This is a genomic window from Sphingobacterium sp. B16(2022) (assembly GCF_012030425.1).
Classification (GTDB): domain Bacteria; phylum Bacteroidota; class Bacteroidia; order Sphingobacteriales; family Sphingobacteriaceae; genus Sphingobacterium; species Sphingobacterium anhuiense.
Genome location: NZ_JAAUVN010000007.1, coordinates 16,785 through 29,623, shown reverse-complemented (window position 1 = coordinate 29,623; position 12,839 = coordinate 16,785). Strand labels below are relative to the sequence as shown.

At 35.3% G+C, this 12,839-nt stretch carries 16 protein-coding genes; 7 read left to right on the top strand and 9 right to left on the bottom strand.

Features of this window, described 5'->3' with window-relative positions:
• From HCX49_RS23865 to HCX49_RS23855, 3 genes are read left to right on the top strand one after another with little or no spacing between them, the layout of a single operon-like run.
• Window positions 1-1,191 (top strand): BT_3928 family protein, encoded by a 1,191-nt coding sequence (locus HCX49_RS23865; protein ID WP_410528508.1) that lies wholly within the window; start codon window positions 1-3, stop codon window positions 1,189-1,191.
• 4 nt (window positions 1,192-1,195) lie between these two features.
• The gene (locus HCX49_RS23860; RefSeq protein ID WP_132772109.1) at window positions 1,196-1,708 is read left to right on the top strand and encodes a shikimate kinase; all 513 of its coding nucleotides are present in this window, start codon (window positions 1,196-1,198) and stop codon (window positions 1,706-1,708) included.
• Window positions 1,709-1,719: 11 nt separating this feature from the next.
• Window positions 1,720-2,661 carry a glycerophosphodiester phosphodiesterase family protein gene (locus HCX49_RS23855; RefSeq protein ID WP_132772108.1) on the top strand — a complete coding sequence of 314 codons (942 nt, stop codon included), beginning with the start codon at window positions 1,720-1,722 and terminating at the stop codon, window positions 2,659-2,661.
• A gap of 171 nt (window positions 2,662-2,832) precedes the next feature.
• Here HCX49_RS23855 and HCX49_RS23850 read toward each other — a convergent pair whose 3' ends face one another.
• Window positions 2,833-4,323, bottom strand: a complete 1,491-nt coding sequence (locus HCX49_RS23850) for a succinate CoA transferase (protein WP_021187814.1) — start codon at window positions 4,321-4,323, stop codon at window positions 2,833-2,835.
• Between the two features lie 397 nt (window positions 4,324-4,720).
• Here HCX49_RS23850 and HCX49_RS23845 point away from each other — a divergent pair, with 397 nt between their 5' ends.
• Window positions 4,721-5,554 carry a helix-turn-helix transcriptional regulator gene (locus tag HCX49_RS23845; protein ID WP_021187813.1) on the top strand — a complete coding sequence of 278 codons (834 nt, stop codon included), beginning with the start codon at window positions 4,721-4,723 and terminating at the stop codon, window positions 5,552-5,554.
• Between the two features lie 43 nt (window positions 5,555-5,597).
• Window positions 5,598-6,440 carry a DUF1080 domain-containing protein gene (locus HCX49_RS23840; protein WP_132772107.1) on the top strand — a complete coding sequence of 281 codons (843 nt, stop codon included), beginning with the start codon at window positions 5,598-5,600 and terminating at the stop codon, window positions 6,438-6,440.
• 139 nt (window positions 6,441-6,579) lie between these two features.
• Here HCX49_RS23840 and rpsT read toward each other — a convergent pair whose 3' ends face one another.
• Window positions 6,580-6,834 (bottom strand): 30S ribosomal protein S20, encoded by a 255-nt coding sequence (rpsT, locus tag HCX49_RS23835; RefSeq protein WP_132844653.1) that lies wholly within the window; start codon window positions 6,832-6,834, stop codon window positions 6,580-6,582.
• A gap of 111 nt (window positions 6,835-6,945) precedes the next feature.
• Between rpsT and HCX49_RS23830 the strand changes: the two genes are divergently transcribed.
• Window positions 6,946-7,479: an RNA methyltransferase gene (locus HCX49_RS23830; RefSeq protein ID WP_021187810.1), complete on the top strand. Its 534-nt coding sequence runs from the start codon at window positions 6,946-6,948 to the stop codon at window positions 7,477-7,479.
• Window positions 7,480-7,570: 91 nt separating this feature from the next.
• Window positions 7,571-8,449, top strand: a complete 879-nt coding sequence (gene sucD, locus HCX49_RS23825) for a succinate--CoA ligase subunit alpha (RefSeq protein ID WP_132772105.1) — start codon at window positions 7,571-7,573, stop codon at window positions 8,447-8,449.
• 66 nt (window positions 8,450-8,515) lie between these two features.
• Here the strand turns inward: sucD and HCX49_RS23820 are convergent, their stop codons facing one another.
• From HCX49_RS23820 to HCX49_RS23790, 7 genes are all read right to left on the bottom strand, one after another.
• Window positions 8,516-8,998, bottom strand: a complete 483-nt coding sequence (locus HCX49_RS23820; RefSeq protein WP_168128336.1) for a DUF4252 domain-containing protein — start codon at window positions 8,996-8,998, stop codon at window positions 8,516-8,518.
• A gap of 2 nt (window positions 8,999-9,000) precedes the next feature.
• The gene (locus HCX49_RS23815; RefSeq protein WP_021187808.1) at window positions 9,001-9,447 is read right to left on the bottom strand and encodes a DUF4252 domain-containing protein; all 447 of its coding nucleotides are present in this window, start codon (window positions 9,445-9,447) and stop codon (window positions 9,001-9,003) included.
• An 85-nt stretch (window positions 9,448-9,532) separates the two neighbouring features.
• Window positions 9,533-10,006, bottom strand: a complete 474-nt coding sequence (locus HCX49_RS23810; RefSeq protein WP_021187807.1) for a DUF4252 domain-containing protein — start codon at window positions 10,004-10,006, stop codon at window positions 9,533-9,535.
• A 5-nt stretch (window positions 10,007-10,011) separates the two neighbouring features.
• A complete protein-coding gene (locus HCX49_RS23805; protein WP_168128335.1) occupies window positions 10,012-10,662 on the bottom strand; it encodes a hypothetical protein in 651 nt (216 codons plus the stop codon).
• Window positions 10,628-11,143: an RNA polymerase sigma factor gene (locus HCX49_RS23800; protein ID WP_132772101.1), complete on the bottom strand. Its 516-nt coding sequence runs from the start codon at window positions 11,141-11,143 to the stop codon at window positions 10,628-10,630. Before HCX49_RS23800 ends, HCX49_RS23805 begins: the two co-directional genes overlap by 35 nt.
• Window positions 11,144-11,303: 160 nt before the next feature.
• Entirely contained in the window at window positions 11,304-11,792 is a 489-nt protein-coding gene (locus HCX49_RS23795) for a DinB family protein (RefSeq protein ID WP_132844667.1), read from the bottom strand.
• A gap of 53 nt (window positions 11,793-11,845) precedes the next feature.
• Window positions 11,846-12,835 carry a polysaccharide deacetylase family protein gene (locus HCX49_RS23790; RefSeq protein WP_168128334.1) on the bottom strand — a complete coding sequence of 330 codons (990 nt, stop codon included), beginning with the start codon at window positions 12,833-12,835 and terminating at the stop codon, window positions 11,846-11,848.
• Window positions 12,836-12,839 lie beyond the last annotated feature (4 nt).

Below are 12,839 nucleotides of genomic sequence, written 5' to 3'. Positions count from 1 at the left end.
ATTATGTCAGCAGTCATCAATAATAAATCGCAAAAAACAAACTATCTACTTTGCTTTGCGCGCATCTTTACAGGTCTTCTTTTTATGTTCTCCGGTTTTATAAAGGCAAATGACCCTACTGGCTTTGGTTATAAACTCGAAGAATATTTTCATGTTTTTCATACCGACTTTTTAAATGACTATGCTACAGCGATTGCTATCGTTGTCTGTGCACTAGAAATAATATTGGGTATATGGCTTTTGTTAGGTTTTTACAAAAAGCTTGTAGCGTGGGGTTTATTACTGCTGATCATTTTCTTCACTTTCCTTACTTTTTACTCTGCTTTTTTTGAAGTTGTTACTTCATGTGGTTGTTTTGGCGACGCTATTCCGTTGACACCCTGGCAGTCCTTTGGCAAGGATCTCGTATTGCTTGCTTTGATCTTAATCATTTTTGTTTACCGCAATCAAATTACACCACTCATTAAAGATCCGACCAATCGTGGCCTCGTAGCAACATTTACAGCAGTCCTATCTTTTGGCATTGGAATCTATACGTTCATGTATTTACCGTTTATAGATTTTTTACCTTATAAAATCGGTAATAATATCCCATCCCTAATGGTTCTACCTGAAGGAAAAGAAGGCGATGTTTATGAACAGATCTACAGCATGAAAAATGTTAAAACGGGGGAAACAAAAACCATTACCGATAAAATTTACATGTCTGAAAAAGTCTGGGAAGACACAAACTGGGAGATCGTTGGCGAACCGCAAAGTAAATTGGTGAAGAAAGGCTATCAGATTCCGATTACAGATCTTCTGATTACAGATGCTGAAGGAAATGACCATACCCAAGAAATAATCAATAATCCTTATTATAATTTAATTATTGTTGCTAAAGACCTGTCCAAAGCTAATGTAGAGGCTTTAGATAAAATCAATAAAATAGCGACAAAATTAACTGAAGATTACAATCTACGAATAGTGTTATTGACGGCCAGTTCTTCTGAAGATTCAGACTACCTAAGTGATAAATTACACTTAATTTCAGAAATATTCTATGCTGATCTTATTCCGTTGAAAAGCATGATCCGTGCAAATCCTGGGGTACTTTTATTAAAATCAGGAACCGTAATCGACAAATGGCATTACAATGCTATACCCGATGCAAAAGATATAGAAGAGCGATACTTAAGTTTAGATAAATAATAATATGCCAAAACCTATTTTTTTAATTGGTTATATGGGAAGTGGAAAAACCACTTTAGCCAAAAAGTTAGCAAGTAAATTAGAGTTACCTTTTATCGATACTGATGATGAAATCGTCAAAGAGATAGGCATGTCCATCACAGAATATTTTCAGTTGCACGGGGAAGAAAAATTTAGAGAATTAGAACGCAAGCAGTTACTAAAAACTGCGCAACAAAATGCAATCGTTTCTACCGGAGGTGGCTCTCCATGTTTTTTTGATAACATGCAGTGGATGAATGAAAATGGTATTTCGGTATATTTACAGATGTCACCAAAATCGCTATTTGATAGATTGTCTCAGTCAAAACCGAATAAAAGACCTATTTTAATCGGTAAAACTGAAGAGGAACTATTTAATTTTATTACTGAAAAACTAACTGAAAGAGAACCGTTTTATCAACAAGCTCATCTAATTATTGATCATATCAATACACCAATAGATGATCTCATCATTTTATTAAAGAAAAACCAATAACAAATCACTGTATGTTTAGAAGAATAAATCTCTTCCCTTTTTTAATTTTTACAACCGCACTTTTAGCATCCTGCTTTCGGACCGGCACATCTTCGGATGTTCTGGCGGGTAGTAAAACACTCAATTTAAAAACAGCAGAGGAGCTTTATCAATTTTTAACATACGATGAAAACCGATATCCGCTCATCAGCTTACATCGAGGAGGCCCTACAACCGGTTATCCTGAAAATGCAGTAGAAACTTTTGCATTTAACGCGAGCTACAGACCTGTCATTGTGGAATGTGATGTTAGGTTGACTAAGGACTCTGCTTTAATATTGATGCATGACAGCAACTTAAACAGAACAACTAATGGCTCGGGATCAGTAGATTCTAAAACTAAAAATGAATTAAAAGGTTTAAGATTAAAAGATCCTAATGGAAAGCTAACCCCTTATCGAATTCCGAGCTTGGAAGAAGCCTTAGCATGGGGCAAAGGTAGAGTCATCTTCACCTTAGATATTAAACAAGGGGTTCCCTATGATTTGGTGATCCGTGCTATTCGCAGTCAAAAAGCTGAAAGTAATGCCATAATCATTACGTATTCCGCAAATCAGGCTGCTGTTGTGCATAATTTAGCCCCTGACCTCATGCTATCTGCACCTATAAAAAATGAAGCAGATTTAGTGCGGCTCAATGATCGAGATATTCCAGATAATCGCATTATTGCCTTTCTCGGCACCAGAGAAGCGGATAAAAACTTAATAGAGCTACTTCATGAACATGGTATCATGTGTATATTAGGTACACTAGGAAATTTAGACCGCCAGGCCAAACAAAAAGGAGATCAACTATATGCCCGCTTTATTGAAAATGGCGCAGATATTTTGAGCACCGATAGACCCCTAGAAGCGGGACGCGTTTTAGACTTTTACATAAAAAAGAGAAATATAACTTCCAAATTTATTCAATAACGATGGTAAGACAAGAAGCAAGTAAAACTAAAACATGGTTAAAAAATAGCATATTTTAGAGTAAGCGAGCTTTTATCATTGTCTATTACCAATCATTGAATTGGGGACAAAAAAGTAAAGCAGCTATTCTTAAGAATAGCTGCTTTACTTTTTTATTGTATCACTCTTTTTTTATTTCTTCATACTTCCTTGATCGCGCAAATTCACATGCCAGCTAAATGCTTCTTCCAAGATATGTGGTGTATGGCCCCCGCGCTCACAGGCGCGGTCATAGTAGTCTTGTAACTGCTCTTTATAATCTGGATGAACACAGTTATCAATAATAACTTGAGCGCGTTCACGAGGAGCTAATCCTCTTAAATCAGCTAGACCGATATCAGTTACTAATATGTCAACATCATGTTCTGTATGATCAACATGTGATACCATGGGTAACACATGCGAAATACGATCTTCTTTTGATGCTGCCTGTGTAACGAATATACTTAAGTAAGCATTTCTTGCAAAATCACCTGAACCACCTATACCATTCATAATATTGGTACCTGAAATATGTGTGGAATTTACATTGCCATAAATATCAAATTCAATAGCCGTATTAATAGCGATAACACCCAAACGACGAATTAATCCTGGAGTATTTGAGATATTTTGCGGTCTCAAGACCATCTTATCACGATACTTATCCAAGTTTCCAAATACACGATCATAGCAGGGCTTTGAAACCGTAATGGAAGAAGCCGATGCAAAATCCATTACTCCCGCATCAATTAAATCAAAGGTACTATCTTGTAAAACTTCTGAGAACATCGTTAAATTGCGGAAATTACTGTCTTTAAAACCCATTAAAACAGCGTTCGCAACTTTACCTATCCCCGCCTGAAGCGGCAATAAACTGGAAGACAGATGTCCCATTTCTACTTCTTTCTCAAAGAAATTTAAGATATGACTGGCAATAGCCGTTGTCTTGGTATCTGGTTCTGCAATATCTGCCGGACTATCTTCGATATCAGTAAATACAATTCCAACGACTTTTGAAGGGTCTAAGGCAATTGTTTTTCGCCCAATTTTATTCTCAGGAGCTACTATAGGTATAACGTTTCTTCTTGGATAATCTTCGGCTTGATAGATATCATGGATGCCACGAATCTCCATCGGAACAGCTGTATTTATTTCTAAAATCACATGCTTGGCTAAAGCAGCAAAAGTTGCTGAGTTACCCACTGAAGTGGTCGGAATAATACTACCATCGGCTTCAATCGCTGCTACTTCAAGTACGGCAATATCAACAGAGGCTAAATTCTTATTGTGCAGCAACTCTGCTGTTTCACTCAAATGCTGGTCAATAAATAGGACTTCCCCGCTATTGATCTTTCCTCTAAGTGTTCGGTCCACCTGGAACGGCATACGCTTAGCAAGAACACCAGCTTCAGCCAGCTTACCATCTGTGCCATGACCTAAAGAAGCACCTGTGATCAATGTTATCTTTAAAGGATCTGTTTTCGCCCGGTCTGCCAAAGCTGGCAATACGACTTTGCTGTCTCCGGCTTTCGTAAATCCACTTGAGCCAACGATCATACCATTTTCAAATAGTTGTGCAGCCTGCTCTGCTGTAATTACTTTATCAAGTAAACTTTTAAGTTTAATTCTATCGTATGACATATTCCTTTACTTATTTCCCAATTTACTAATATTTACAAACATATTCTTAGTAATTGTTTGAATATTAGAACAAACAATATTAAGTTATTTTTTCTATGTCAATTTATTGCAATTAGTCACAAAATTATCCAATAAAGACGATATATTTGTAATTATTTATAAATCAGCATTTAATATTTTTTATCAGAAGAAATCGTTTTAATATTAAATATTTGAAAACACATAAAACACTATCAATCAACCTCTTAATTATTTAAAAAATTTCAAAAAATTAGTACACACTTACTTACATACCCAAATTAACAATCAATAATGGTGAGTATTAACTTACATTCATAAAGTAATACAAAGCTTTTGTATAAAAACTTTAACTTTGCAACGGAAACGGAAGGAAATCATGAATATAAAAAGCGATATAAAAGATCCCAAATATGTTAATCGTTATTACGTAACAGAAGTGGATTCTTTTGAGGATAGCATCTATTGTCACCATGCTATCATTGGCGAAAATTTTATTACCGAGCATGTGCACAATAAAGATCAATTTCTTTACACAGAAGGTGGTGTTGTTTTTTTAAAAACAGCTGAGAAGTCCTATTTTCTTCCTGCAAGACATTACATCTGGATACCGGCTGGCATACGCCACAGTATTCATCCGAGCACCCCTGATGTAGTTATGCGTAATCTTTATTTTCCAAAGTATGATACTGACCAGGAGTTCTACAAGAAGATAAGCATCTACCCTGTCGACGATCTTCTTAATGAGTTGATCATGTTCACAAACAGATGGAACGGTAATATTTTCCCTGTTGAAGAGCCTAAATATTCGCTTGCAAAAGCATTTAAATTATTATTACCTGAAGTCTCCCAGCACGAGCTACCATTGGCACTCCCCTATCCGAACAATCAAAAGCTAAAAGATATCGTCACCTTTTTAGAAAGCCGCATTGAGGAAAATGTAAGCTTTAAAACACTTTCTCAAAAATTCAACATCAGCGAACGTACATTAGCGCGTCTTTTCCAGAAAGAACTCAACATGTCTTTTATACAGTATTATACAATATTAAGAATGTTAACGGCTCTTAAACTTCTTTTAGATGAAAAACTGAGTGTAAATGAAGTTGCTCTGAAGGTAGGTTATAGTAGTTTGCCGACGTTCAGTAATACCTTTAATAAAGTGATCGGTGTAAGACCAAGCGAATATGTAAAGCAAAAACAATTGTTAATTTAATATTTTTAAGTATTTTAGTTCTCTAATACCTAAAATCTTAATAATGAATTATAAAAAACTATTTTTTAGTTTAGCAGGACTTGCCCTGTGTGTTTCAGTTGGCGCCAGCTCACTGAACAAGAAACCAAAACCATTACAATTGTTCAATGGCAAAGATATAAAAAATTGGACGCCAAAAATTAGCAAGCACGAGGTTGGAGAAAACTATGCGAATACGTTTCGTGTTGAAGATGGTTTATTAAAAGTAAGATATGATGGGTATGATCAATTTGATCAACAATATGGCCATTTATTCTACAACAAAGAATTTTCTGCTTACATCCTGCGTGTTCAATATCGTTTCGTTGGCGATCAAGCTAATGGAGGTGAAGGCTGGGCGTGGCGCAACAGTGGTGCTATGTTACATGGTCAAGATCCTAAAACAATGGCAAAAGATCAAGATTTTCCAGTTTCAATTGAAGGCCAGTTATTAGGTGGCGACGGAACAAATGAACGGACAACAAGTAATCTATGTACACCGGGTACAAATGTTGTCATGAACAATAAATTATTTACACCACATTGTGTAAGCTCTACATCGAAAACTTATCATGGAGATCAATGGGTAACAGCAGATTTTCTTGTCTTAGGAGATTCAATTATCCAACACTTTGTAAATGGAGAAAAAGTTCTCGAATATCAGAAGCCGCAATATGGTGGTGGAAATGTATCGCATTCTGACCTTCCAAAAACAAAAGCGGGGCAACTACTCAGTAAAGGAACAATCTCTCTTCAAAGCGAGAGTCATCCTATAGACTTTAAAAAGGTTGAGATTTACGATTTAGAACCTTATATGAAAAACCCAGCGGCTCTGAAAAAGGCAATTGCAGCGGTAATGGAAAAATAAGAAAAATAAAAAAGTGTCGAGAATCTCGACACTTTTATTTACATTCATTCGCTTGGAAAAGAGAAAATCCAGGGTAAAGTAAAAACATAAAGAAAAGGGATACAGAGAACTGTATCCCTTTATATATTATACTGAAAGCTTAAACTAAACCGTTAACAAATTTAGTTAACTTAGATTTGTTGTTAGAAGCTTTTTTCTTGTGGATTACATTTTTCTTAGCCAAACGATCAAGCATAGAAATTACACGAGGCAATAAAGTTTTAGCTTCTTCTGCTGAAGTAGAAGTGCGTAATTTTTTAATTGCGTTACGAGTAGTTTTTGCTTGGTAACGGTTTCTTAAACGCTTTGTAGCGTTTGCTCTAATTCTTTTGATCGCTGATTTATGATTTGCCATTTTTTAGCTAATTTTTATTCGTTCTTTACTTAAAATTCGGAATGCAAAAATAACATCTTATTTCTAATATTCAAAATCTATTTTAAAGTTTTCTATACTTATCTTTGCAACATGCAAAAATTATCCATGGATCAGCTGCAACGTGCTGATGTTGAAACATTCAAAAACCAAGAGAAAACAGCTATCACACTCGTTCTAGACAATGTGAGAAGTATGCATAATGTCGGATCAGCTTTTAGAACGGCTGACGGATTTGCAATAGAAAAAATATTTTTATGTGGTATCACGGCTACACCTCCACATCGCGAAATTGAAAAAACAGCTTTAGGTGCGACACAAACGATTCCATGGGAACATGTCGAGGAAACTACGGAAGCAATTAAAACTTTAAAAGAATTGGGATATACCATTATTGCGATCGAACAAGCCGAAAACAGTGTACTATTACAAAACTTTATACCTGCAAAAGATGCTAAGTATGCTTTAATATTTGGCAATGAAGTGAATGGTGTCGATGAAGAAGTCATGACATTAGTGGATTATTGTATCGAAATTCCGCAATTTGGCACAAAACATTCCTTCAATGTATCTGTCACAATTGGTATCGTAACTTGGGATTTTATTCAAAAAAGTAAGTTCTCTTAATTTTTTATCAATTAAGGGGATATAAGTATTTATATTACTTCCTATTTCCAATGCAAAATAGTAGATTTGTGATGCAAAATTTTAAGAAGAAATGAGTGTATTAGTTAATAAAGATTCAAAAGTAGTTGTTCAAGGTTTCACTGGAACAGAAGGTACTTATCATGCTAGTCAAATGATCGAGTACGGAACAAACGTAGTTGGTGGTGTTACACCAGGAAAAGGTGGTCAAACACATTTAGACCGTCCCGTATTCAATACTGTTAAAGATGCTGTAGAAAAAGCTGGTGCTAACGTTTCTATTATTTTCGTACCTCCTGCATTTGCAGCAGATGCGATTATGGAAGCTGCTGAAGCAGGTATCGAAGTAATCGTATGTATCACTGAAGGTATTCCTACTAAAGATATGATTCAAGTAAAATCTTACTTGAGTGACAAAAATTCTCGTTTAATCGGACCAAACTGTCCAGGTATCATCACTGCTGATGAAGCTAAAATTGGTATCATGCCAGGTTTCATCTTCAAAAAAGGTAATGTTGGTATTGTTTCTAAATCAGGAACATTAACTTACGAAGCTGTTGATCAAACTGTAAAAGCTGGTCTAGGTATCACAACTGCTATCGGTATTGGTGGTGACCCAATCATTGGTACTACAACTAAAGAAGCAGTAGAATTATTAATGAATGATCCAGAAACTGAAGCGATCATCATGATCGGTGAAATCGGTGGTGGTATGGAAGCTGAAGCTGCTCTTTGGATTAAAGAAAATGGTACTAAACCAGTAGTAGGTTTCATCGCGGGTCAAACAGCGCCTCCAGGACGTCGTATGGGTCACGCTGGTGCTATTGTTGGTGGTGCTGACGATACTGCAGCTGCTAAGATGAAAATCATGGCTGAGTGTGGCATCCGTGTAGTACAATCTCCTGCTGAAATCGGAAAAGCAATCGCTGAAGAATTAGCTAAGAAAAACTAAGCGTAAGCTTTATATATAAAAAAAGCCTTGCAAAAAATTGCAAGGCTTTTTTATATATACCCCCTTCTACTTACTGTTACCAGTCAACTCCATTGGAATCTTTCCTTTTAGCATGACAGTTATTCTGGAATCATCTTCCGATTTCACATCAATTAGTAAATCCTGCGCATTATTCTGATCAAAATCTGTTGTCAACATCTGCACTGCCACACCATCTGTTTCTACAGCATACAGCGTTTTTAAATCTGCTTTTTTTATAGCATTTTCAAGAGCTTTAGATTCTTTAGCTTGCTCAGCCCCAATTTGGCAGATGACCAAATCGTGAATATCTTTCAATAAAGAATCGGGAACAAATTGTTTAATATCCATAAACAAATCTCCATCGCTAAGTTTGTTTACATCTTTTATATTAGCACCACTAAATCTAAAGATGTCTATCCCTTTTTGTTTTTTCGGCAATGAATTTACAAATTCATTAACTTTAGAAAGCTGTGCCTGAGCGGTAAACACGCTAAAAACAAGTGCAATTGCGGTTATTAACTTTTCCATAACTAGTTTATTATTTTAGTTTTATTATTTTTCTTTTCGTAATACTCGATCATTTTAGATAACTCATTTAAATCCAGATCAGCCTTAATATCAACAAAAACATAGTCCTCCTCATCTGCGATCCCCAATAGCACACGCTTCACATGATCTTTCTTCATCTCTGTATTAATCGTAATTTTTGATCCTTCACTATACAAACTCATCATTTCTTCAAAATTATTTTTAGCTAGATAAGCATTAAACTTACTCATGAGATTATCTTTTTTATTTCCAGAAATTGTCATGATCTTTAACTTCTTGATTTTCCGCAAGGCCAATGCCGCAATCGCATCCTCTTCATCTAATTCTTTTATTTTACCTTTAATAAATGCTTTTGTTAAAAACATCGGTACCCTTATTGATGCAACTTCCGTATCACTTGAGAGGTCTCTCTTACTCACAAACGACATGTTTGGACTTGTTTTAACAAAACAACTTTGCAAAGTCAGACAAAAGAGTAAAAGGGCTCCTATAATTATTGAATGCTTCATAATCCTATTGTTTAGTATTGACCAATTTATTTACATCATCGTAGCTCACCTTACCATCCAGGATCATAAAAATCGTACTTCCTTCAGATTGAATGCTGAGCAATAGATTTTTAATAACATCAGTTGCTGTATCTTCTGCTAAAAATTTAATTTTATTACCTTCCGAATTAATGGTGATCAATTCTTCGTATTTCAATTTGCCAATAGCTTTTGACACATCAGATTGTACTCCTAGATCTGCCTCTTCTAAGATCAGCATCTTAATACTGTTTATTTTAGAAAGCAATGGTTTTATACTATTCACTTCATTATCGGATAATTTCATCTTATTCAGCATGCTGAACATAGGCTTACCAATTTTAATAGAAGTCACCCCTTTTCCTTCTTTATATTGCTCGAAGATCTCATCTAATTTCGATAGTTGAGCATGTGCCAAACTTGAACACAATAGCGCTAATACTAATAATATCGTTTTCATAATTTTTATAATTCAATACTTAAACATTTTATATTTTCAACTTCCTTCATTCCTTTTTTTAAGTTCGAAGAGGCAAATAGCAGTGCATTTTCAGTAATCTTTAATGCTTCCGCTTCATCTGTAATTTTTACCCCATTGACCTCTACATAAAATTCTTCTGACGCAAGTGGCTCACTTGCCAGATCTAATTCTGGCTTTAAAACTGATCGGTCACTATTGTAAGTATCGATCCTTACAACCGTTGAATTCCGTGATAGCTTTTTTTCACTTTCTTTATTCTCAACCAATGGTTTCGTTTCAATGATATCCTTTTCATGATGCTCCTTCGAGGGAATCTTAAGAGTGGCCACCTCTTCTTCTTCCACTGCTTTTTGATTAGGCAAATACCATATACCTAAACAGATGACCAAAACAGCTGCTGCGATAGACGAAAACAATGTCCATATTTTTCTCTTTTGTGGCAGATGGACAGATTGTACCTTTTCTGTAGTTGTTAAAAAAGATTCAAAATCCAACGGCATCTCCGCTTTATCCTGCTGTGATAAGACCGAAAAATACCCCTCTTCGCTTTGCTCCTTTAGTAACCTTTCTTCGGCAAGAGTCGTTTCTCCTGCTAAATATTTAGCTTCTAATTTCTTTAATTCTTCTTTCTTCATAATCAAATACTTTTGTCAAATTGACTTTTACCACATTTCGAGCTCGCGATAAATTTACGCGCACTGCATTTTCATCTATTCCGACCAAGGCAACAATGTCTGCAATTTCATATTCCTCAATATCTCTGAGATACATCACCAGTCTTTGCTTTTCAGGGAGCTGATCTATGAATTTTAAAATAAGTTCTCTAGTTAAGGAAGGATACTTTTCTTTTTGAATATCTTGATCAAGTTGTGCCATATATTTTGTTTTGACCCCCTCTCTATTTAATCTATTCAAGGCAAAGTTTTTTGTCATTCGCATCGCATAAGCTTCGATATTCGTAATTTTTAAAAGTTCACTCCTCGATTCCCATAACTTCAATAATACTTCCTGAACCAAATCAAACGCATCATCCTGATCTAGCAAAAACCTATTTGCAAAACGAAATAACCGATCCTTATGGATGAAGACTGTCGTTTTAAAGGTTTCTTGGTTCATAAATTTTAATCGCTTTTATATAGAAGACATGCAAGGGTATCGAAATATTACATACTTTTTTAAAAAAAAATAATTGGTGCTGTTATATTCTAGGAATTGTCTTCCTTATACGAAGGAACATAAAAAAACCGAAGCTTTTTAGCTTCGGTTTAAAATTAGTCTATTCATCAGCAGAAGGACCATAAAGTCCTGGTACTGGAATATTCAATAATCTCAAGTAAACAGTCAACTGACCTCTGTGATGGATCAGGTGATTGGTAATGATATAGCGCACGGCTCCAGCCTTGGGCAATCGTGCCATTTCCCAGTCACCAGCTTTTAACACCCATTCTTTTAACCAGTCCTCTTCAGGCAATTGTTCAATAGTTTCCTTATTTGCAATTAAACCTTTGATTAGAATATCTTTTAATTCGTCAATGGAATTAATTTTTAAAGGTTGATAATCAGTTTTAAAATCGAAGACATCCTTCGGAATAGCTTTAGAAACCCAATTATGCAATTCCACAACATGTGCTGCCAATGCGCCTAAACTCATCGATTTTTCGTGTGGACGCCAATCCAGATGTTCATCTGTAATGCGATCCAAAACACGACCTGTATTACTTGTCTCTCTTTCTAATTCAATCAGAAAACTCTTTTTAATACTCATAACCTTATTTTAAATACAAAAATAATTTGCTTAATCTATTTTAAAAATAAATGTTAATACTGGAAACCTTCATGCAAGTCATGTAAAATCCAGTGTTTACTCTTAATATTACTTTGTTCACTCTTCAATAATTGAATAAAATCTTGTACACCTATCTCTTCATTTCCATTGGCATGAATTAAAACGATACTGCCGTCTTTTGCATGCTGTCCCTTCGCAAGCCACGCATCTGATCCTACTGGTATCAAACCAAAACTTAATACCTGTTCAATAATTTTATTACTCGAAACAAGACCTGGAAATCTAAAAAAGACGGACGGAACTATTCCTTTAGAAAGCATCAACTTCTCATTGGCTATTACTTCATAATTTACATCAGTGCCAGTGGCTAATAAAAAATTATGATTTAAAGGATCCTTATTCACTTTATGATTATAAGTATGATTGATCCATGTTATCGTTAATAACCCTTTATTTTGTAAATTAATGAGCCATTGTAGGTCCGTTTCATGATTCAAAATCCATTTCCCCGAAAGAGAAATAGCAACTGGAAGCGAATTTTCAACACCTTTAAAAGCAACAAATAGAGTCTCAAAAACAATTTTATCTAATGGTTTATGCGATGGGCATAAATCAATAGTCAGATTAATGCCCCGCTCCTTTGGAAAGGGAAAATCAATTCCAGCATCTTGAAGCACCTGTTCATTACTTCGAACATGTTTAAAGCTCTTCATATACAAAGATGAATCAAAATATGGTACCTTCTCAATGGAAGTAACGGCTACAATTTTACAAGCATTACGATTCAACACGTATGTCTCCAATGTTATTGGATCTACTGACAACACGTAGTTCTGACCTTGGTCCTGAAAACTTCGAATACCAACATACTGCTTTCCTTTGTAAGAAACATTGGCAAAATTTACCTGATAGTCCACAATATGTTCAAAACGTTGTGCATAAATCACATCGGATGCAAGAATCACGAATAATATGACCAAATAGATGTGTCTAAATGAAAATCTTTGCCTTTTCTGTTTCATCGAT

What these genes read in the sequence shown, in the direction of transcription:
- HCX49_RS23795 (WP_132844667.1), bottom strand. Translation starts at nt 11,792, where the DNA reads ATGAGTATTAAAAAGAGTTTTCTGATTGAATTAGAAAGAGAGACAAGT.
- HCX49_RS23845 (WP_021187813.1), top strand. Translation starts at nt 4,721, where the DNA reads ATGAATATAAAAAGCGATATAAAAGATCCCAAATATGTTAATCGTTAT.
- HCX49_RS23820 (WP_168128336.1), bottom strand. Translation starts at nt 8,998, where the DNA reads ATGGAAAAGTTAATAACCGCAATTGCACTTGTTTTTAGCGTGTTTACC.
- rpsT (WP_132844653.1), bottom strand. Translation starts at nt 6,834, where the DNA reads ATGGCAAATCATAAATCAGCGATCAAAAGAATTAGAGCAAACGCTACA.
- HCX49_RS23855 (WP_132772108.1), top strand. Translation starts at nt 1,720, where the DNA reads ATGTTTAGAAGAATAAATCTCTTCCCTTTTTTAATTTTTACAACCGCA.
- HCX49_RS23805 (WP_168128335.1), bottom strand. Translation starts at nt 10,662, where the DNA reads ATGAAGAAAGAAGAATTAAAGAAATTAGAAGCTAAATATTTAGCAGGA.
- HCX49_RS23860 (WP_132772109.1), top strand. Translation starts at nt 1,196, where the DNA reads ATGCCAAAACCTATTTTTTTAATTGGTTATATGGGAAGTGGAAAAACC.
- HCX49_RS23850 (WP_021187814.1), bottom strand. Translation starts at nt 4,323, where the DNA reads ATGTCATACGATAGAATTAAACTTAAAAGTTTACTTGATAAAGTAATT.
- HCX49_RS23810 (WP_021187807.1), bottom strand. Translation starts at nt 10,006, where the DNA reads ATGAAAACGATATTATTAGTATTAGCGCTATTGTGTTCAAGTTTGGCA.
- HCX49_RS23830 (WP_021187810.1), top strand. Translation starts at nt 6,946, where the DNA reads ATGCAAAAATTATCCATGGATCAGCTGCAACGTGCTGATGTTGAAACA.
- HCX49_RS23815 (WP_021187808.1), bottom strand. Translation starts at nt 9,447, where the DNA reads ATGTCGTTTGTGAGTAAGAGAGACCTCTCAAGTGATACGGAAGTTGCA.
- HCX49_RS23840 (WP_132772107.1), top strand. Translation starts at nt 5,598, where the DNA reads ATGAATTATAAAAAACTATTTTTTAGTTTAGCAGGACTTGCCCTGTGT.
- HCX49_RS23790 (WP_168128334.1), bottom strand. Translation starts at nt 12,835, where the DNA reads ATGAAACAGAAAAGGCAAAGATTTTCATTTAGACACATCTATTTGGTC.
- sucD (WP_132772105.1), top strand. Translation starts at nt 7,571, where the DNA reads ATGAGTGTATTAGTTAATAAAGATTCAAAAGTAGTTGTTCAAGGTTTC.
- HCX49_RS23800 (WP_132772101.1), bottom strand. Translation starts at nt 11,143, where the DNA reads ATGAACCAAGAAACCTTTAAAACGACAGTCTTCATCCATAAGGATCGG.